18 protein-coding genes are annotated in these 20,591 nt (G+C 38.7%); 12 read left to right on the top strand and 6 right to left on the bottom strand.

All coding sequences use genetic code 11. The features are described from left to right. Window positions 1-33: 33 nt before the first annotated feature. Complete coding sequence (locus ACGTN9_RS00590; protein WP_499589497.1) at window positions 34-909, bottom strand: DMT family transporter; 876 nt, start codon at window positions 907-909, stop codon at window positions 34-36. Between the two features lie 206 nt (window positions 910-1,115). Here ACGTN9_RS00590 and ltaE point away from each other — a divergent pair, with 206 nt between their 5' ends. From ltaE to ACGTN9_RS00605, 3 genes are all read left to right on the top strand, one after another. Beyond that, entirely contained in the window at window positions 1,116-2,138 is a 1,023-nt protein-coding gene (ltaE, locus tag ACGTN9_RS00595; protein ID WP_499589499.1) for a low-specificity L-threonine aldolase, read from the top strand. A gap of 244 nt (window positions 2,139-2,382) precedes the next feature. Beyond that, complete coding sequence (locus ACGTN9_RS00600) at window positions 2,383-3,633, top strand: S8 family peptidase (RefSeq protein WP_499589501.1); 1,251 nt, start codon at window positions 2,383-2,385, stop codon at window positions 3,631-3,633. A 162-nt stretch (window positions 3,634-3,795) separates the two neighbouring features. Next, entirely contained in the window at window positions 3,796-5,049 is a 1,254-nt protein-coding gene (locus tag ACGTN9_RS00605) for a S8 family serine peptidase (RefSeq protein ID WP_499589503.1), read from the top strand. A gap of 112 nt (window positions 5,050-5,161) precedes the next feature. Here the strand turns inward: ACGTN9_RS00605 and ACGTN9_RS00610 are convergent, their stop codons facing one another. Continuing rightward, window positions 5,162-6,073: a Gfo/Idh/MocA family protein gene (locus ACGTN9_RS00610; protein WP_499590479.1), complete on the bottom strand. Its 912-nt coding sequence runs from the start codon at window positions 6,071-6,073 to the stop codon at window positions 5,162-5,164. A 143-nt stretch (window positions 6,074-6,216) separates the two neighbouring features. Between ACGTN9_RS00610 and rlmH the strand changes: the two genes are divergently transcribed. Continuing rightward, window positions 6,217-6,696: a 23S rRNA (pseudouridine(1915)-N(3))-methyltransferase RlmH gene (rlmH, locus tag ACGTN9_RS00615; protein WP_499589505.1), complete on the top strand. Its 480-nt coding sequence runs from the start codon at window positions 6,217-6,219 to the stop codon at window positions 6,694-6,696. A 270-nt stretch (window positions 6,697-6,966) separates the two neighbouring features. On the opposite strand, the gene ACGTN9_RS00620 is transcribed toward rlmH, so the two are convergent. Together ACGTN9_RS00620 and ACGTN9_RS00625 are read right to left on the bottom strand one after the other, a co-directional pair. Further along, complete coding sequence (locus ACGTN9_RS00620) at window positions 6,967-7,269, bottom strand: nucleotide pyrophosphohydrolase (RefSeq protein WP_499589507.1); 303 nt, start codon at window positions 7,267-7,269, stop codon at window positions 6,967-6,969. Beyond that, on the bottom strand, window positions 7,266-8,912 hold the full coding sequence (locus ACGTN9_RS00625; protein ID WP_499589509.1) for a DUF2075 domain-containing protein: 1,647 nt from the start codon (window positions 8,910-8,912) through the stop codon (window positions 7,266-7,268). The genes ACGTN9_RS00620 and ACGTN9_RS00625 overlap by 4 nt, the downstream gene beginning before the upstream one ends. A gap of 223 nt (window positions 8,913-9,135) precedes the next feature. Between ACGTN9_RS00625 and ACGTN9_RS00630 the strand changes: the two genes are divergently transcribed. From ACGTN9_RS00630 to ACGTN9_RS00645, 4 genes are all read left to right on the top strand, one after another. Further along, window positions 9,136-11,580 carry a YecA family protein gene (locus ACGTN9_RS00630; RefSeq protein WP_499589511.1) on the top strand — a complete coding sequence of 815 codons (2,445 nt, stop codon included), beginning with the start codon at window positions 9,136-9,138 and terminating at the stop codon, window positions 11,578-11,580. 66 nt (window positions 11,581-11,646) lie between these two features. Next, on the top strand, window positions 11,647-12,744 hold the full coding sequence (locus tag ACGTN9_RS00635) for a YaaC family protein (RefSeq protein ID WP_499589513.1): 1,098 nt from the start codon (window positions 11,647-11,649) through the stop codon (window positions 12,742-12,744). Next, a complete protein-coding gene (locus ACGTN9_RS00640) occupies window positions 12,741-13,784 on the top strand; it encodes a hypothetical protein (RefSeq protein WP_499589515.1) in 1,044 nt (347 codons plus the stop codon). Before ACGTN9_RS00635 ends, ACGTN9_RS00640 begins: the two co-directional genes overlap by 4 nt. A 248-nt stretch (window positions 13,785-14,032) precedes the next feature. Next, on the top strand, window positions 14,033-15,112 hold the full coding sequence (locus ACGTN9_RS00645; protein WP_499589517.1) for a phage exclusion protein Lit family protein: 1,080 nt from the start codon (window positions 14,033-14,035) through the stop codon (window positions 15,110-15,112). A gap of 435 nt (window positions 15,113-15,547) precedes the next feature. Here ACGTN9_RS00645 and ACGTN9_RS00650 read toward each other — a convergent pair whose 3' ends face one another. Next, on the bottom strand, window positions 15,548-16,054 hold the full coding sequence (locus ACGTN9_RS00650; protein WP_499589519.1) for a CBO0543 family protein: 507 nt from the start codon (window positions 16,052-16,054) through the stop codon (window positions 15,548-15,550). A gap of 363 nt (window positions 16,055-16,417) precedes the next feature. Here ACGTN9_RS00650 and ACGTN9_RS00655 point away from each other — a divergent pair, with 363 nt between their 5' ends. The 4 genes from ACGTN9_RS00655 (at window position 16,418) to ACGTN9_RS00670 (ending at window position 20,114) form a co-directional block, all read left to right on the top strand. Further along, window positions 16,418-17,515 (top strand): flavin monoamine oxidase family protein, encoded by a 1,098-nt coding sequence (locus ACGTN9_RS00655; protein WP_499589521.1) that lies wholly within the window; start codon window positions 16,418-16,420, stop codon window positions 17,513-17,515. A gap of 229 nt (window positions 17,516-17,744) precedes the next feature. Then, window positions 17,745-19,253, top strand: a complete 1,509-nt coding sequence (locus ACGTN9_RS00660; protein ID WP_499589523.1) for a malate:quinone oxidoreductase — start codon at window positions 17,745-17,747, stop codon at window positions 19,251-19,253. Window positions 19,254-19,340: 87 nt separating this feature from the next. Further along, window positions 19,341-19,478 (top strand): hypothetical protein, encoded by a 138-nt coding sequence (locus ACGTN9_RS00665; RefSeq protein WP_499589525.1) that lies wholly within the window; start codon window positions 19,341-19,343, stop codon window positions 19,476-19,478. A gap of 345 nt (window positions 19,479-19,823) precedes the next feature. After that, window positions 19,824-20,114 (top strand): hypothetical protein, encoded by a 291-nt coding sequence (locus ACGTN9_RS00670; RefSeq protein WP_499589527.1) that lies wholly within the window; start codon window positions 19,824-19,826, stop codon window positions 20,112-20,114. Here ACGTN9_RS00670 and ACGTN9_RS00675 read toward each other — a convergent pair. Then, window positions 20,068-20,523 (bottom strand): staygreen family protein, encoded by a 456-nt coding sequence (locus tag ACGTN9_RS00675; protein WP_499589529.1) that lies wholly within the window; start codon window positions 20,521-20,523, stop codon window positions 20,068-20,070. The genes ACGTN9_RS00670 and ACGTN9_RS00675 overlap by 47 nt on opposite strands. Window positions 20,524-20,591: the final 68 nt, after the last annotated feature.

Below are 20,591 nucleotides of genomic sequence, written 5' to 3' on the forward strand. Positions count from 1 at the left end.
AAAAACGGCGTGTCCTTTGCTAGGACCGCCGTTTTAGCTTTGTTTTTGCTGATATTTTTTATCAAGCTGGTTGTTTTTGAGGAACATGTAGAGCAACGCACCAAAGATGATGATATACCCCAGGATGCTCATCAAATCGGGTACCTGGTTGATGACGACAATACTGATCAGCGTAGAAAAGACCACTGTTGAATAGAAGAAAATCGAGATTTCCTTCGCAGGGGCGAATTTATAGGCGACGGTGATACCAAATTGGCCCATCGTGGCGAACACTCCTGCTAAGAGAAGGTAGATCAGCTGCTGCATGGTCATCGGCTCCCAGAAGATGATGACAAATGGCAGTAAAGACATGGTCGTGAAAAAGGAAAAGTAAAAGACGACCGTATAAAACTTCTCTTTATTTCCAAGAATCCGAAGCACCGTATAGGCTCCAGCAGCAAACACAGCCCCGAGAATCCCGCCTAAATAAGGGACGATATCGATCGAAAATTGCGGCTTGATGATGAATAGCGTCCCGATAAAGGCGATGACGATCGCTACCATCTGAAACAGTTTTACGCGTTCTTTTAAGAAAATGGCGGAGAAAATAATCGTCAGAAACGGGCTTAATTTATTCAGCATGTCTGCATCCGACAAAACCAGTTCATCGATCGAATAGAAAAACAGCACCATGCCCAGGGTTCCCATCGCCGACCGTATCAGCAGGAACTTCTGGTTTTCCTTTTTCCCGAACAAGCTTTCTTTATAATACATGACAAATCCAAATGAAATGAGGACGGAAATGACGTTTCTGAACCACGTTTTCTGTACGGTAGGCAAATCACCTGACAGCTTGACAAAGGCCGCCATCACCGAAAAGCCAAACGCTGATATCAGTAATAAGATAATTCCTTTATTTCGATCTTTCATAAGCTTCCTCCATCTATCTGAAAGAATTGGTGATGTTACACACTCTAACCATCCTAATACAAAATTAACCCTTGGAAAAGTTTCTTGCTTTAAGTAATTATTTATAAGTATCCACGTATGATGACCATTAATAGTGCTTCATCTTGGTAAAGAACCTCTTAATCTAGTACACTTTTAATAAACGTCACTACGATGGAGGAATAGCCATGATTGATTTACGAAGTGATACGGTAACGAAACCGACAGAAGCGATGCGGAAAGCAGCGTATGAAGCGGAAGTCGGCGATGATGTATATGAGGAAGATCCGACGGTCAATAAGCTCGAGGAGCGGGCAGCAGAAATGCTTGGAAAAGAAGCGGCCTTGTTTGTGACGAGCGGTACGCAGGGAAACCAGATTGCTGTGCTGACCCATTGCAAACCTGGAGATGAGGTCATCCTGGAGCAGGATGCTCACCTGTTTGTCTATGAGGGTGCTTCCATGTCAGCATTGGCAGGGGTACAGCCAAGAACAATCAAGGGAGAGCGGGGAGCAATGTCTCCGACTGATGTTGCCGCGGCAATCCGCGGTGAAGATATCCATTTCCCGGAAACCGGTCTGATTTGTCTGGAGAACACCCACAATAAAGCAGGTGGAGCTGTGCTTCCTCTGGAAAATATGAAAACTATCGCTCAAATTGCACGAGAGCATCATGTTCCGATCCACCTTGATGGGGCAAGGCTTTTCAATGCCTCGGCAGCTACTGGAATAGCTGTGGAACGCTACGCTGAACTTGCCGACACCGTCCAGTTTTGCTTGTCCAAGGGGCTTGGAGCTCCAGTTGGGTCGATCATCGCTGGTTCCGCTGACTTCATTAAGAAAGCAAGGAAGTGGCGAAAGCGCCTTGGCGGCGGTCTCAGGCAGGCCGGGATTATCGCAGCGCCGGGGTTAGTCGCTTTGAATGAAATGACGGAGCGGCTGGTGGAAGATCAAGAACATGCGGAACAGCTGGCGGCCGGATTGGCAGAGATTGAGGGACTGACCGTGGAAAATGAGGTGGAAACCAACATTATTCTGATCAACACGAAGCAGGCAGGCTATACGGCAGAACAGTTTTTAAATGCCTTGAAAGAGGAAGGGATTTTAGCGGTACCATTTGGACCGCATACCGTCCGGTTCGTCACCAATTATCATATTACCAAAGAAGATATCGATACTGTTTTGATGAAGGTAAAACAACTGGTCAACTAGCAATAACAGAAACCGTTTCTCTCCGTTGAAGAGAGGGCGGTTCTTTTTTTGTGATAAAATGTCGGAAAATTTAGATAAATAGTGTAAAAGTACTAGGAAATTACTTCCTCTTACTCAATCAATCCCCTGAAATCCTGTGCTAAAATCAAATTTAACGCAATAGACTAAATCTTCTGAATAAAAGGGGGTTATGCATAAATCTATTAATCTATTGCTGAAAAATCTTAACAGGAGGCATGCGTTAATGAAAAAAGTATTTTTTACGTTAACTACTACCATCTTGATGATGTCGCTGTTTGCTGTCAGTGCATTCGCATCCCCGGAAAAAGAAAAGGGAAATGAGTGGGTACGTGTCCTGATTGAGTCCACGAATGAGAATGCGAAAAATCAGGCGAAAGAAAAGTATGATGTCAGACATGATTTTGGCAAACAAGGTTTCTCTACCAATGTCACGCTCCAACAGTATAAAGCTCTGCAAAATAATAAAAACCTCAACGTTACTAAAGTGGATAAAGTCTCTTTAGTAAATAAACCTCAAGCTGCGGCTGATCGTAGCACAGCCCCTTCTGATCAAACTCCTTGGGGAATGGAAGCCATTTATAACGATGACTCCATTACAGCCACGGATGGCGGTGACGATATTCGTGTAGCTGTACTTGATACTGGTTCAAAAACCGATCACGTCGACCTGGAAGGCAACGTGGAACAATGTAAGGATTTCAGCAGGTTCTTCTTTTCACGCGTAGATGGTTCTTGTAATGATGTGAACGGTCACGGTACCCATGTAGCTGGAACTGTACTGGCTAATGGTGGTGCAGATGGTGCAGGTATTTATGGAGTGGCCCCAGATGCCAAACTATGGGCTTACAAAGTTCTTGGTGATTTTGGGACAGGGTTCTCTGATGATATCGCCAATGCGATCCGCCATGCTGCTGATCAGGGACAAGCACAAGGGGTGAATGTAGTCATCTCTATGTCGTTAGGTTCCAGTTCTGAAAGCAGCTTGATTACAGAAGCTGTAGATTATGCGTATGAAAATGGTGTCCTTGTTGTAGCGGCAGCCGGGAATTCTGGTCCCGATGCTGATACAATCGGCTACCCGGGTGCAGTTGCAAATGCTGTGGCTGTAGCAGCTTTAGAGGATGTTCAGGAAAATGGCACGTATCGTGTTGCTGACTTTTCTTCTCGTGGAAATCCAGACACTGATGGCGACTATGTCATTCAGGAGCGTGATGTAGAACTTGCTGCTCCAGGAGCAGCGATTGCGTCCACGTGGAATGATGGCGGCTACAACACGATCAGTGGTACTTCCATGGCTACTCCACACATTTCCGGTCTTGCAGCTAAAATCTGGGCGCAAAACCCTGGACTAAGCAATACGGATCTACGTGCCGAATTGCAAAACCGTGCGACAGCTAATGACATCCTTGGCGGAACAGGAGCCGCTGAAGGTGACGATTATGCGTCCGGATTCGGTTTTCCACTAGCTCAATAATGAAAAATTAGCCGATATTACCTATCTATTTACCTCTTACTACTCAATAATATGGTGATGGACTGTGCTAGAATTAAAATTATCAAATTTTACAGAATCTTCGGATAACAATAAGCAGATTCTAGTAATCTATTAAAAAATACTTAGAAAAGGCGGAATAGAATGAAGAAACTATTATTTTCAGTTACGACCACTCTATTACTTATGTCCGTATTTGCTATCAGTGCATTTGCTGCCGCAGCGGATGATGCCAAAGCTAATGGACAGGAACAAATTCGTGTATTGATCAAGTCTGCTAATGAAGCAGTTGAAGAAAAAGCAAAAACAAACTATGGTGTCCGTCATGATTTCAATACAAAAGGTTTTACTACCAATGTAAACCAGAAGCAGTTCGATGCTTTACAAAAGAATAAGAATTTAGAGGTCTCTAAAGTAGAAAAGGTGTCGTTGGAGGCTAAACCAGATAAATCAGGACAACGTGCTTTACCTTCCGACCAGACTCCTTGGGGAATGGAAGCAATCTATAATGACAGCTCAATCGCAACTACTGATGGCGGCGATAATATCCGTGTCGCAGTCCTCGATACAGGTGTTGCCGATCATGTGGATTTAAATTCAAATGTTGAACAATGTAAAGATTTCAGCCAAAGGCGTTCTCCTCTGGTCGAAGGAACTTGTAACGACAAAAACGGTCATGGTACACACGTAGCAGGTACGGTACTTGCTGATGGCGGGGCAGACGGCCTTGGCGTTTACGGTGTGGCACCAGATGCAAACCTATGGGCTTACAAAGTTTTGAACGACCGTGGCTCCGGTTACTCTGATGATATTGCAAATGCAATTAAAATGGCTGCAGACGAAGGACAGGCTAACGGTGTAAATGTCGTTATCTCTATGTCCCTTGGAGCAAGCTCTGAGAGCACGTTGATCTCCGACGCTGTCACCTATGCTAATAATAATGGTGCGCTTGTGGTAGCGGCTGCCGGTAACTCTGGACCGGATGCCAACACTATCGGTTATCCAGGTGCCTTAGAAGATGCGGTTGCAGTAGCAGCGCTTGAAGATACACAGGAAAATGGCACATACCGTGTAGCTGATTTCTCTTCCCGTGGAAATCCGAATACGGACGGCGACTATCAGATCGGCCGTTTGGATGTAGAAGTATCGGCACCAGGTGCAGCTATCGAGTCCACTTGGTATGATGGCGGTTATAACACCATCAGTGGTACTTCCATGGCTACTCCACACGTATCCGGTCTTGCTGCTAAAATCTGGGCGGAAAATCCTGGACTAAGCAATGCTGGTCTGCGTGCTGAGTTGCAAAACCGTGCGACAGCTAATGATATCCTTGGTGGATATGGCGCTGCATCCGGCGATGATTATGCGTCTGGTTTCGGCTTCCCGCAAGTCAACTAATTTGGAATACAGGATGCTTCTTGCATCTTTGTAGATATTCTTGTGTGACCCCCTACTATACATGAGAGCAAAAACGGACGCCTTTAACGCGTCCGTTTTTGTTTTTACAAGATTAATTTTCTATTTTCTCGACGATCTGTTCACAGATGTAATGAGTTGTAAGCGAGTCTTGGATTGACGGGTCAGGCGTCCGGTTGTTGGCGATACAGTCGATGAAATGATCGGTGATCTGGTAAAAACCGCGTTTATACAAGGTTGGATCCCAGCCGCCAAATTGGGAGATACTGATTTCTTTATTGTGATAATGGGTGGTTTCCACCAGGTCTTTGATGACATATTTATGATTCCCAGCGGAATATTCGATGGTTTCTTCCGTGACGCCGCCATTGCGGTTCATGATGCCCATTGCGGTGCAGCCGTCACCAACCAGCTGGATGATCAGGTGGTCCATCATATCGCCGTTTTTCAGCGTCTGGACATGGATGTCTTTCACTTCGGTATCCATCAGAAAACGAAGGGTATCAACGACATGGATAAAATCTTCGACGACAAAACGCCGGACATAATCGGGCAGCTTAAAACGGTTTTTCTGCATGATTATCAGACCCGGCCTGCCGTTATCTTTCAGTGCTTTTACAGGTGGAATGAAGCGCCGGTTGAAACCGACCATGGCTATTGTCTTGTTTTCTTCTGCAAGTTGGATGATTCTTTGTGTTTCCTGGAAATTCATCGAAATCGGCTTGTCTATGTAGGTATGAATGCCATGTGACAGTAGCTTCTCCGCTATTTCAAAGTGAGCTTCTGTTGCCGCACTGACGATAGCGCCATCGATATCCTTCTCCATCAGCTCCTCAACGGTCTGGACTTTTTCAGGAATCCGATATTTAGCCGAAAGGTGTTCGAGTGTTTCCGCGTTTCGTGTGCAGAGCACAAGTTCCACGCCTGCTTTTTCCGAAAGAACAGGCAGGTAGGCTTTCTTTGCGATGTCTCCTAAACCCACAATTCCTATTTTCAAAGTTATCACCCCGCTATTAGTTGGTTTCAGCGTAACATGGAACAGCAAAAAGCTCTTGTCATTTGCACTTATTGTCTAAGGCGGGTTATGTTTATTCTTTGTCGTTCTTGCTATGATAAACTAAGACTATCCTTATCAATGGAGGACTATCTATGAAGATCACGATTGTAACCGTAGGGAAATTGAAAGAAAAATACTTGAAGCAAGGCATCCAGGAATACGTCAAACGCCTGGGCCCTTATGCATCGATAGATATGGTGGAAGTCGCAGATGAAAAAGCACCGGAAAATTTAAGCGAAGCGGATATGGAAGAAGTGAAGAACAAAGAAGGCGAACGAATTCTAGCGAAAATCAATCCGGACAGCTATGTCTTCACCCTTGAAATTGAAGGTAAACAGCTCACCTCTGAAAAATTCGCCAAAAAATTGGACGATCTCGCTACATACGGAAAAAGCAAGGTGACCTTCGTCATCGGTGGATCACTGGGGTTGAGTGATGAGGTATTGAAGCGCAGTGACATGGGGCTGTCTTTTTCAAAAATGACGTTCCCCCATCAGCTGATGCGGCTGGTTCTGGTTGAGCAGATCTACCGCGCGTTTAAAATCAATCGAAATGAACCTTATCATAAATAGAGGCAAAAAAAAAGATGAGATAAAGAAGCAGAAAAGTTACAAAGACAAGTATCGAATATAATGGAACACTCTAGTGAACCGAATCTTAATTTAGATGCCATTATGATAACGTCCCTAACTAAAAGAAAAACAAGGTTAAATACAAAGGCTCTACGCATAGTAGATGTGATATTTGATTTGGAACTGAATAACATAAACTAAGTAAAGAAACGGTTGGTAATGTTATTAAAATAATAGAAAACCCAATGTGAAAAAGGAAGTACCCAATACTTACCCAATAGGATACTTCCTTCCGTTTTTCATGACCTTCTCTTCTACAATCTCTTGGACATCCAACTCAAGGTCAGAACACAACATCAATGAGTAGATTAAGACATCCGCGATTTCTTCACGGATGTTTTCTTTATTAGTTTTAAGTGCTTCCTCGCTATTGACCCATTGAAAGTCTTCAAGTAGTTCAGCTGCTTCAATAGAAATAGAAATAGCAAGGTCTTTGGGATTGTGATATTGTCTCCAGTTACGCTCGTCTCGGAATTTGTTTATTTTATTGATTAAGTGTTGAATATCACTCATGCTTTTCTTCTCCTTTCTAAATTTAGTAGATGTTTTTTTAATATAGGGTCTGTAGCATATATATATAAACCATGAATTCCTCTTTTCATTAAAACGTTAATGGAATTGAGGATGATTTCTTCCTTAATTTCTTGGTTCTTCTCTGTTGATAAATCAGAGCGTGAAGCGAATGCGCCGGTATCTTTATATCTAGAAGGGTCAATAACTAGTTTGTTTTCATCTTCATTATAGCTGACGGAAGGACCAAGAACTACACCGACATAGTTTAGATCAAAGCCTTGTACAGTATATATAGAGCCTACTTCTCTAATAGATTGTGGATTCTCAGCCCATGCTACATTGTTCATTGTGTTATTCCAAGGCATGTTTAATCCATCTTCATCGACAATATACGATTTGTTGTCTTTTTTATGTAAGTAGTCAAAGGTTGAAACAATCCGCGATAGTCCAACTTCAGAGTTCTTATTTTCTATAGCTGATTTAAACGACTCAGCATCTTTGAAAATTTCAAGCTCAAAAAAAGAGTCTTTTTCTACAGGAAGTGGAAGAACTTCCTTAGCAACAAAGCTATTAATCCAATGTATTGTTTTAGGACTGGCATTCATCCTCATTTGATCTGTTAACTTTACGGTTTTAGCTGAATAGTGTCTTGTAATTTCCTCGAGCAAACTGTCGTTCCAATAGCTTTTAATTTTCAGAACTTGTTTAGGGTCAAAGATAACAATGGTAATTTTATTTCGTTTTATGATCTCATCCAACTGATTTTTATAGTTGAAATTGTTATAGGAATCTTCCTTTGTTAAAAGAAGGTGGGCTTCATCTATAAGAACAATATCTGCTGAAGCTCCTGACTTCGTTTTCTCATTAATGAATGGTGTTGGCTTCATTAGGTTTTTTTTCTTAATATTCGGCAAGCTATTAGCAATATTTTTATATGTCTTCAGCATCTCGCCATTATTCACAAGTAAGTAATTATCGGTTCCTTGTAGGAGAGAGCTGCTATCCTTAGATAAATACTGAAGAGTATTAAATAAAGAGCTTAATAGGACACTTTTACCCGTCCCAGCATCCCCTTCAACTGTAATTACATGGTTGCCCTCTAACATGATATGTTCCTTACAGAAATCAAGAATTTCATTTTTAATATCCAGCTGCAGAGGTGATAATTCCTTATAAGGTGATAGTTTATAAATATCTTTGTTCCTAAGATTTTCAAGGGTATCACTCACAATTTTCTCTTCACGAAGCTTCTCCCAAATTGCTTGAAAAAGCTCTTCATTATAGAATGATTTTTCAAAGTAATTGTGCGTTTCCCTTGAGCAGGTCTGACTTACATTTTGCAATTGAAAGTGGTTATCGGCAATAAAATAATTAATCAAGTTTGACTCAATATTATACGTAGCAGACTGATTAAACTTCTCGTGTCCAATTAAAATAGACCGGTTTAAATTCCTTCGCCTTTTATCCTCTAAATGGTTCTTTAACCTTCTTGTAGCCTGAACGGTTTGTCCGATATAAGCTGATGGCCTTTTTCTCTCGTTATAAAGAATATAGACAATAGGATAATTATTTAGATGAACCTGCTTAACGGTATAGTCTGAAGTCTGTGTAAAATCTCTGTTTTCAAATACTAATTCACTCATATTTGTAGCCTCATTGTTTCTTTTTAAGATAATAGTATCATAAAATAGGGTTTTGATTTAACAATTTATGGATTATGAAGAGTTAACTAGTATATTATAAAAGTGTTAGAACTTGTCAATTAAATAGGTGTGAGAAAGTGAAACACCAACGAATTAATTAGGCTAGAACCTCCCCCTCTAAGGTAGACAAAAATATTGATTCTTTTTAGAAAGGAGATTAAAAATGAAGAATAGGAAAACAAAACCTCTAAAACCAGATGATTATGTAAGATATGGTCCAATTGAAATTGCAAGATTTGGAAATGAAGTAATTATGAAAAATAATATGACAGAAGAAGATCATCAAGATTATTTTAGTAATTTAGCAAACGAATACCCTGAAATAAAATCTAAAATAAATCAGCTTGTTCATGAAATTCGTGATTTAGTAGCAAGCTGTAATCCGTTAATGCTATTACATCAAAGTTATCAAAATATGTTTATGTCTATGTTAGGCACAACATCAGAATTTCAATATGGCTTTGATGAAATAGTTGCCGTACGAATGCTAGACTACGTACAAAGTGTAATTGTTTCAACTGGTCCCCCAAAAAGTGTAAATGGGGAAGATGATATAGACACTTGGGGTATTATTTATAATAAAGTGTCTGAGCTTTATAGTAGTCTAAGTCACTACCACATTTGTCATTCGGCTTATTTAAAGAAGACAGATCCAAATTTTAAAGAGAATTATAATTCTCTTTATGTTCAAGCACAAGAATTAAAAACTACAGTAAGAGGTCAAAGATATCCTGTTCATGAATTTACTCATCATTTTGATTTATTATCCCCACATGAAGAGGTTTTTCAAGAACTTTTTGGTATTGGTATAAAGGAGTTCCTATTAGGTATGGAAAAAATGCAAACATCCTTGATGCGAGGGATGGATAATGCAATGCAGGATTTAGAAACTCTTATGGAAAAGACTATCCCTTTATTTGGAGAAGAATTCGAAAATATTCCGAAAGAATCTCGAGAAGAAATGGATAAATTATTAAAAGAATTAGAATTGAAGGAGCTTAGTGACACATTTATTGGGCGATGTGTAGGATATGATTTGTTTGATGTAGAGAAAGTAACGGGACTTCCTAGAGTTTTATTAGAAGAGCTATCTTGGAAAATAGGAGAAGATAAGATTTTTTACTCTGAAGGCGATTATGCAGGATGGCCATTGAAAAGATTACCAATTGAAGAACGTCCTTTTATTTGCATAGAGGAAAAAATCTTTTGTTTTGATTACTATAGTCTTTTCGATAACTTGTACAGAGTTATTCAAAGGTTAATGTTTAGACTTAAGCCGGAATATAAAAGTGAATGGAACGTGAGACAAAAGCAGGTGTCAGAAAAATTGCCTTTTGCTTTGTTCGATAAGTTACTTCCTGAATCTGAATCGTATAGCTCTATCTACTATCAAAGCAAAACTGGTAATAATGGAAAAAAACAATGGTGTGAATGTGATGGGCTTTTAATATTTGATGAACATTTGATCGTTATAGAAGTGAAGGCAGGTTCATTTACCTATACCTCCCCTTCTACTGATTTCAGGGCTTTTGTTAAATCAATTGAAAATCTAGCAAAAAAGCCTCATGAGCAAGCAAGTAGATTTATAGACACCTTAAAAACAGAAGGGAAAATCATAATTTGTAATGAGGAGCATGAGCCGATAAAAGAATTAAACTATGATGATTATAGGCATATAGTTTCCTGTAATGTTACTATTGATAATTTTAACGAGTTTGCAGCTAGGCTTAATAAGCTATCTGCTATTGGGATTGAACTAGGTGATATACCATCATGGAATGTCGCGCTTGATGAACTGAGGGTATATGCTGATTACTTTAATTCTCTAAGTATGTTTCTTCATTTTTTGGAGCAGCGTGTAAAGGCATCAAGATCGAATGATTTAGAACTTATTGATGAGTTAGACCATTTAGGTATGTACATTGAGCATAACCTATACACTCAAACTTCTGAATCAAGAAATGGTATGATAGCACATTGGCATGGTTATAGGGAAGAGTTAGATAATTATTTTTCAATGTTAGTTTTTCCAGACGTTGAAACGCCCAAGAAACCTCAACAAGCAATTCCACAGAAGCTAAGAGAAATTATTGATATTCTCGATAAACAAAGAAAAAGCGGATTTACTAGAGTTGCTAGTGATCTACTTAATTTAAACGGTGATACACGAGTTGAGGTTGATAGTAAGATAAATACCTTGATGAATAGACAAACAGAAGTAAAAAGAGTCATGCCTCTAAGTCTGTTTGGAGAAACCAAAATTACTTTCATTTGTAATCAAAATGGAATTAGTAGATTTACTGGAGAAAAAGCAAAAGATTATGTTATTGCAACAATGTTAAAACCTAATGATGCTATTAGGTTAGCATTGTATTTAGATTACGACTCTAAGAGTAAATTATATAACGTAGATTTCGACTTTCTTACTAAGGATGATATTCCACCTGAAAGAGCTACAGAGTTTAGTGAATTAACTGAAAGGTATGCACAACAACGCATACTATCATATAAAAAGCAAAATGGTATAAAGAAGATTGGAAGAAATGATTCATGTCCTTGCGGAAGTGGAAAAAAGTATAAAAAATGCTGTGGGAGAAATAACTTATAAATCACTGTGAACTTTTGGGGATTTAAGGTGGAATGCTAGATTTAACAAACAGTTGAAGATTTGGAGATGAGTTTTAAAGTGGAAATAACCAATATTGTTACAGAAAATCCAGAGGAAGAACAATGGAAATTACTGTTGAGGTTTGGATATCCTTCTAATATAAAAAAATATTCTGATAAAATGCAACACAATTCAAATGAAGAATTAACTGAATTTATTGCAGGTTCAATTATGCAGTCTCATGCTTACTTTGAAGCCGCAAAGCATTCATCTCTCTATATAACCCCTTTATTGATTTATTATGGTGTCACTAATCTATTGGCGGGGTCTGCAAGTCTAAAACTAGGTGAAAAAATTGATATAAGAGGTCATGGTATGACAATGACACCTCCTACAGATTTAAAGGCAGGAATAGGTAAGTCATTTATTTCAATAAAAGATGCTGAATATGGTGGTTTTTCGAGATTTAATGAGATTTATTCAAGTAATATTCTTCCTAATGGAATAAATTTAGAGTTAATGGAGTTATTTAGTATTATTCCGGATTTAAGAAATGACTTTGAGAATCGTTATTCAACTAACTCAAACGTACTTCCCATTGAAATTGTTAAACTGAGAAATAGAACTATCGAGAGAATAAACTTCGGTGAGTGCCCATATCTTGAACACAATCTTAATCTATTAGAAAAGGTTAAAGATTTAAAAGAGAATTATTTGAGACCAGAAATTCAAAAAGAAAGAGTAATCCTTAATAGAAAAATCAAACATAGGGATATTGGAGTATACTCTCTATATGGGAGAAAATACCTGCAATTATCTTTTGAAAAACATGGTAAGCAAGTTAATTTATCTCCCTTAATTGCAATGTATACAGGATTATTCGGTCTTGGTTTTTTATCACGTTATAACCCAAGTATATGGAATCCCTTTATTCAAAAAGATATAACTGGGGAGAAACTATTAGTTGAGAAGTTTTTAGCTGTTTCAATTCGACACATACCCAATCTAGTTTTGAATTTTATTGAGGATAAGAATATACAGTTTATTAATGAGACAGATGGAATTACTGATTTAAGATTTACTACTTTAAGTGAAGATATTGACAAAATTGTAAAAGAACAATTGGAGTATTTGCTTTACGGAAAGGGGATTAAATATAAATGAGTATTTTAAAGGTTGCGTATGAATTATGTAAAACCGTTATAAAATCACCTCTAAGAGAAGAAGTGTCTGTAATGATGAATGAAATAAATCATTTCCAGGAAGTTCAAATTGGTCAAAAACTAGATAAGTATGAAATGGGTAAATCGATAAGAAACCAAAGTGCAGTAAAAGCAAATATACAATTCTATGGGTATTTAATAGCAAATCACAAGAGAAAAGAGATTGAAAAAGATCTGAATTGTCTAGTACCAGAATTATCACAGAAACATTTTAATTTATTGACCAAATTACATAAAGAATTTATGTTTGTGGACGAAAAAATAATCAAATTATTACCTGATAATTTGATTCACAGACGTACATTAAATCCTTATAGTATGTATGGGAATGTTGTAAGTAAGGATTTAAGTAGTTTTAAGTCATCTATATTTTCAGAAGATCAGTTGGAAAGATTAAAATCTTCCTTTAGAAAACATAAGGGGTTTCAAGAAATAGGTAAAATACCAGTCAATTTATATTCTGAATTAAATAAAGTAAGTGACGAGAAAATTGAAAATACTAATTATGTATTTACAGATAGGTTATATAAAGCTGGGGTTATGACTTACCCAGATGACATGTTAGAAGCTATTAGAAGTGCAAAGAGAGGAAATGCTTTAATACCTTTAAAATATATGTTTTCTTTAATGTGTATTAGAGAATCAATACACACTCTAAATCAACTTATCTATCAAGCCTTTTTACAAGATAAATTACCAGTATATAATGAAGATAACTTAATTAGTATTGAGAGTTCCTCGCATCTAGGGGGGGAAGGATATACTTTAAAATCCCAGTATGAGTATAATTCCAAGCCAAGAGATCTAGTACATGTCATTAACCCTTATGATACCGAACATATTCCGAAGCTCTGTCAAATTGAAAGTGCCACTATTAGCTTTAAAAATGAATTTGGAAGTCATGAAGATTTAAAACTTAGAGTTATTGATGAGGACTTAAATCCTTTTAAAGGTATTCTTGAATCCTCAAATTACAGATAAAGAATGAATAAATATGTTAATAAGCACTGAAGTGTTTCTTCCAGTGCTTATTTTTATAAGTTAGAGTTTGTAACTTTTTACTTGTCAATGCCTCTTAAAATTATTAATCAAATTTTTAAAATATTCACTTTTTATTTTGATCCAGAGGTCAGCTTTAATTATAGGATTAGAAAGAGGTTATTAATAAATTTAAAGATTCACTATCTTTAATTCACAATAAAATAAAAATGCATTTGGGGTTGTTTAATGTGAACGCAAGAGAATATTATTATACTCATATTAATCCAAGTCATAAAGGGAAGAGTTATCAAAAGATATACCAGAAGGAATACTATGAAAAAATAAACGAGAGGAAAGCTAGGAAAATACTTAATCACATTCCAAGGAGAAGTAATGATAGATTAATAGAAGATTTAATAGCAAATCTAACATCAATTCATACGGGGAAAATAAAACAAAGAATAGAGAATTTATTTGTATATAAAGTGAGAGATAAAGTAAGTAATGCAGGTGCAAAAGAAGGCGATAAAAGTTACTGGGGGGATTTAATAGCGTTCAATGTAGGCTTGTCTGATGTTTGTTATCAGTTTGTAACAGTTTTTTATGATTTTTTAGAATTAAGAGTAGATAAACCTAAACCTTTTATGCAGATGCAATTAATTGTGAGGTTAACAAAAATTTCAATGGCAAGTCTTGAATGGGAAGCAAATGGAAATCACATTCAACTTAAAGAAAAAACAATAATAGAGCTTATTTCTAAGCAAAGTGAAAGAAAGGCTGTCGGAATTGCCACTCTCACAGATAATTTCATTCTTTCTCATGAAATTTCACATCATTTATTAGGTCATACTGGTAGAGCGAACGATGGGCTTAAACTTATAAACTTATTACCTGAAAGTTGTAGGTTTTGGGAAAAAGAAAGAGGAAGTATTGCTAATGAATTTCAAGCAGATGCAATGGCAATTTTACTAATGTTAGGTGTATCGCAAGATAACTTCCAAGACAAACTCTCCAGTAAAGCCCAAAAAGCTTTTGAAACAGCAATGGGCTCACTGTTAACATTAGAAATTTTAAAAGTAATTTCGTTAAATCCTAATGAGGGAAGTGCCAGTCATCCATCCATAAATAAAAGAATAGAACAAGTTCAATGCATATTAAAAGTTTTTATTGAAGAGTCAATTTTTACTGAACTAATGGAATCCATAAATAACTTTGGTAATTTGATAAAGATTACAAAAGCAAGAGTGAAAAGGAATGATTCGGTTAAAAATGTTTTAAGGGATCGTAAATTAAAAAAAGAGTTTGATTTTAAGAATCCATTTATATGAGCAATGTATACATAATTGGATTAATTAGAACTTTATTAATATTTGAAGAACAAGGATAAGATACGCTTTAAAAAAGCGGCAAATTTAATAACTTGCCGCCTTCTTATTGGTACTTTTAACTTGGAATTAATCTTCATATCTTTATTATCATTAAAAAATTTCACAAAAGGTAAATTTTTTGCCTCTTAAATAACCACGGTGAACCGTACCATAAGTAAGTGAGGATATAACAAGCCAAAATATCAAGTTTTGTATAGGGAACTTGCATATTTCGGCTTGTTCAACCTGTTTTCATTATTATTTTTTAGATTTTCTTCTTTCGAGTCTAAATAAATAGAGCGCCATGGATAGATAGGTCAAAAATAGTAGCAACAAAAAGACTGGTGTGGACAAAACATTTAGAACGAACATCAAGAGTCTCACCTCATCGTTTAATCAATAGAGCGGAACCGGGAACATGATATAAAAAAGTGCCGCAGCTGGTAAAGCAAGAATAAGTGCGAAAGCAGGTTTTCTATAATGGATAAGCAAAAACAAAAACAATGTGGCGTTTAACCAAATATTCTGCCAGCTATTCCATCCATCTCCGTATACATACATCCCTTTATGAGCAAATAATGCCTCAATAATGGTGTAAAAAATCACCCAAACTGTTATATAGATAATTTTTGCATTACGAGCTGTAGGCATTCGCTGGAAAAAAATAATCAGAGTCACCGGACATATATAAAACGTGAAAAATAAATTAATTGTCATATGGTTTAACCATTCTGCCGTGATCCCCTGAAAAGCCCAGAGTAATTGATCGTGATAAATAGTGTTATACGTCATGTTTATGGCAATGAAAAATAAAACCGTAGGATATTGGTCATTTACACGTGACCAATCAATAAATTTATAAGCAAATAAACTCCAAATAATCAAAACTAATAATAAATACATAGTCCACCTCTTGATATTAGTAGAAACTATGAGGTATTATCGCCAAAATTAACACTCTTATGCAATATTCATTTGCGGTATATATACTTACCATTTGATTTGTGCTATGTATCAATAATTAATTACCATACCTCAGTAAAACACGAAATGTGGTCAACTTCTGTTATCCTAGCTTCAGATGGTGTTGTGACCATTTCAGGGATAGGTGTATAAAATCGGTTCTAAGAACGTATGTAAAGTACCTCATTTAGATACATTTCGTAGAAACGTACCCTAAGTAAAAAAGTTTTTTAGAATCATATAGCCATAGCTAGCAGGTCCATTTGTTATGGGTAAAGTAAATTGAAAGGTTGAAGATAAATTATGAGTGATCCTATTATCATTGTTGGAGCCGGTTTAAGTGGCCTTCGTACCGCATCTCTACTTGTTTCGAAGGGAATCGAGTGTAAGGTGCTGGAGGCTAGAGGTCGAATTGGAGGCAGGGTTTTAAGCAGGGCAGTCGAAAATAGGCCTGACCTCGGCAAGTTTGACCTTGGACCAACATGGTTCTGGCCCCAACATGAGCCCGTTATCTCCAGTCTTGTCAGGGAACTAGGTTTACGAACATTCGTACAGCACACCGAAGGAGCGATCCTTTTGGAGCAATCTCAGCATCAACCCATTCAGCGACGCAGGTTACCAGATGGTGCTGTGGAAAGATCAGATCGACTTGCTGGAGGGGTTCAGTCTCTCACTGACGCGATAACAGCCACGCTTCCTCGCGGGACGATTGAGTTAGACACGCGTGTAACAACAATCCATCTGGATGAAAAAGAAACCATCACTCTTGAAACTGCCCATGCTGGAAAGCAAAAAAGTATACGTGCAAAAGCAGTTATCCGGGCGTTACCTCCCCGGATTGTGGCGCGCCACATTACCTTCTCGCCATCATTTCCTGATAAGCTTACGGCCAGCTTAATGGATAAGCCCACATGGATGGCGGGGCAGGCTAAAGCGGTTGCGATTTATAATCGTCCTTTTTGGCGGGAAGATGGACTTTCCGGTCAGGCAATGAGCTGGGCTGGTCCCTTGCAGGAAATCCATGATGCATCACCGGAGACAGGTTGCGGTGCACTTTTTGGTTTCTTAGGAATGCCTGCAAAAATGCGCCAGGAGCTGGGTGAGGAAAAAGTTCTCAAACTTGTCGTTGACCAGTTAGTCCGGCTCTTTGGTCCGTCCGCTGAAAAACCAATTTCCCTCCTGTATAAGGACTGGTCACTTGATCCTGAAACTGCAGTGGAAGATGACTCCACCCCGCTTAGCAGCTTTCCAAACTATGGGAGACCTGAAAGTGCCAAAGTCTGGGATAAAAAGATTGTCTTTGCTGGCACTGAAACCGCTTCGGAACATGGGGGACACCTGGAAGGAGCACTTCGGGCGGCTGAACGTGCGTATAATGAAACTATTGTATTATATAAATGAGGCTTATGATCCGACAAAGATTTGGGTGATATTTACAAAAAATCAAATTATCTTACTACTATAGATACGTCATAAATATTTTAAAATATTGTTAATAATGATACACTGAGATGGGAATAAAAATAACCGGAAAAGGTGTATAATCAGGTCGAACTGTGTCTTGCTGATCATCTATCAGCAGGCTGGATACTGCATCTTTTCTGTATGCTTAGGGAGTTTGAAAGTCAAAATGAGCGAAAAATATACGAAATCAGACGTCATCTTAATTGGTGCAGGAATTATGAGTGCAACATTGGGGTCACTACTGAAAGAATTAGTACCTGACTGGAACATCAGAGTGTTTGAAAGGCTCGAAAGTGCAGGAGAGGAAAGTTCGAATGTATGGAACAATGCAGGGACAGGACATGCTGCCTTATGTGAGCTCAACTATACTCCGGAAAAGCCGGACGGCTCTATCGATATTAAGAAAGCGCTTAAAGTCAATGAACAATTCAGAGTTTCCAAGCAATTCTGGGCTCATCTGGTAAACAGCAATAGAATCCGTAACCCACGGGAATTTATCATGCCATTGCCGCACATGAGTCTGGTAAGAGGAAAACAGAACGTGGAATTTTTAAGAAAGCGTTTCGAAACCATGTCTGCCAATCCACTGTTCAAGGAGATGGAATTTTCCGATGATCCGGAACAGCTGAAGACATGGATGCCGTTGATTATGAAAAACAGGCCAGCGGACGAAGCCATTGCAGCAACAAAAATCGATACCGGGACTGATGTCAATTTTGGCGCATTGACGCGTAAAATGTTCGATGATTTGGAGAGCAAAGACATCGAGGTATACTACAAGCACAATGTAGAAGATATTACACGCACCAGCGATGGCGCGTGGGAAGTGAAAGTCCTTGATATGGCTAACGATAAAATCGAATACCATACCGCGAACTTCGTTTTCATCGGCGGAGGTGGCGGAAGCTTTCACCTTTTACAGAAAACTGGTATTCCTGAATCCAAGCGTATTGGAGGATTCCCGGTAAGCGGTCAGTTCATGGTCTGCAAAAATCCGGAAGTGATCGAAAAGCATCATGCAAAAGTATACGGAAAAGCTGATGTTGGAGCACCTCCAATGTCCGTTCCGCATCTGGATACACGATTTATCGATGGTAGAAAGTCGCTGTTATTCGGACCGTTTGCCGGCTTTTCGCCGAAATTCCTTAAAACAGGTTCACTGACGGATTTGGTGACGTCTGTCAAACCAGATAATCTTCTTACCATGTTAGGCGCCGGTGTGAAAAATGCTTCCTTGACTAAATACTTGATTGAACAGGTGGTCCAGTCTAAGGAACAGCGCATGGAAGCTTTACGCCAGTTCATCCCAGATGCTAAAAGTGAGGACTGGGACCTGGTAGTAGCGGGTCAACGGGTACAAGTTATCAAAGATACAGAGGCCGGTGGAAAAGGAACCCTGCAATTCGGTACCGAAGTCGTCAGTTCTTCCGATGGCTCGATAGCTGCCTTACTTGGTGCTTCTCCAGGTGCTTCTACAGCTGTATCCGTCATGCTTGAAGTACTCGAAAGATGCTTCCCGCAACATGTGAAAGAATGGGAGCCGAAAATAAAAGAAATGATTCCGTCTTATGGGGTCCGGCTATCAGAAAATCCAGAGCTTCTTGAAGAAGTTAATACGACAACCGATCGGGCACTGGATTTAGCAGAAGATGAAAAAATAGCAAATTCGAACTGAAATATTAGTGTGGCAAAGGAAGTATAATGGCTGGTTCAGCACATTTATGCTTCCTTTATTTTTTGTATGAAGGAAGGGGTGGAACAGGTGCCAATCAGTCGATGGTTGTGGCCAATAGCCGGGGTGGTTATTGTAATTGCTGCATTGTTAGATTTGAAATACAAAGGATTGGGTTATCGCATATTACCAGCTTCTGTACAGGAATATATTGATTCACGTTTGTAAATGCCTGCCCCCACTTTGCCGAATGCAGAGTGGGGCAGGCATTTTTTGTTCCCCTTATGAACCTGGTTGTGTTTTCTATCTTGAATGAGCAGACCATCTTTGTTAACAGATCCCTCCCTAACGTAGTGATGTCCAGCCCTTACTCCTATAAAACCCTCCTAACACCAGCAACTTCTGACTTAACGCGACGACGTTCTTCCTTTTCGTAAGAATGTGGACACCATGCGGCAAAAACAGCCGTACTGTTGTAGGTTTTTCAGTGATTTTGAGGAACGAAAATAAAAGGAAATCGGAAAGTTTTAGCCAATTAGCAAGTATAACCAATTTTATTTCAGGAGGGATTAAGTGGAAAATTTATTAACGGCTGTGTTGGGGTTTGTGTTGCTGGCAGGCATATTACCGTTCGTCAAAGTGGTGAGTGCTGAGATCGGAAGCTATGACAATAGTTGGTTCAATGAGGGAAAGATGGGTAGTGAAAAACTAACAGGATTGAAAGAAGTGGTTGCCGGTTATGTTCACGAAAACAGTTTTGTACAGATCAGGGGGCCTACTTCGATGGCGGGGAAGGAGGCAATAGGGAAGCCAAGATTTAGATTTCGTAATCTGAAAACGTGCCCCACGATTCGTTCCGGTTAAACTGGGGACTTACGGAAATAAAATGAATGAAGAGCGGAGCATGATTTAATTGGGGGTGGTGTATGAAAAATTGTTTATCTCCATATCGGATTGCTTGAAGGGCTAGCGGCAGTTCCCTTCTAAAAATCGTATTTCGTATCGAAGCTGTGGACTGATTAAAGGGCCCTGTGCCATCTACAAAAACGTACGCTTGATAGTAGCATCCTTCTCCCGTATTGATCCATTCGCCAAGCACTTCATCCCTCATCGGGTTGATAGTATCGTAGGCATAATTCTGTCCAATTGTTAAAAAAAGCTCTGCAGTAATGTCTGAATGGGTAAGTGTATAGCGCCTTGGCAGTATAGGCGTGGTGGCGGTGACTCCTTCTCTGAATTCCACGGAAAGCTTTTCAGGATTTAATTTCTTCAAAGCCTCACTCCTCTCGAAAAAATCTCCTTAGGAAAAATTATTCCCATGGTGGAAGGAAAATGCCTATT

It is taken from the genome of Halobacillus sp. B23F22_5 (assembly GCF_043497085.1).
In the GTDB taxonomy this organism is placed as follows: Bacteria; Bacillota; Bacilli; order Bacillales; family Halobacillaceae; genus Thalassobacillus.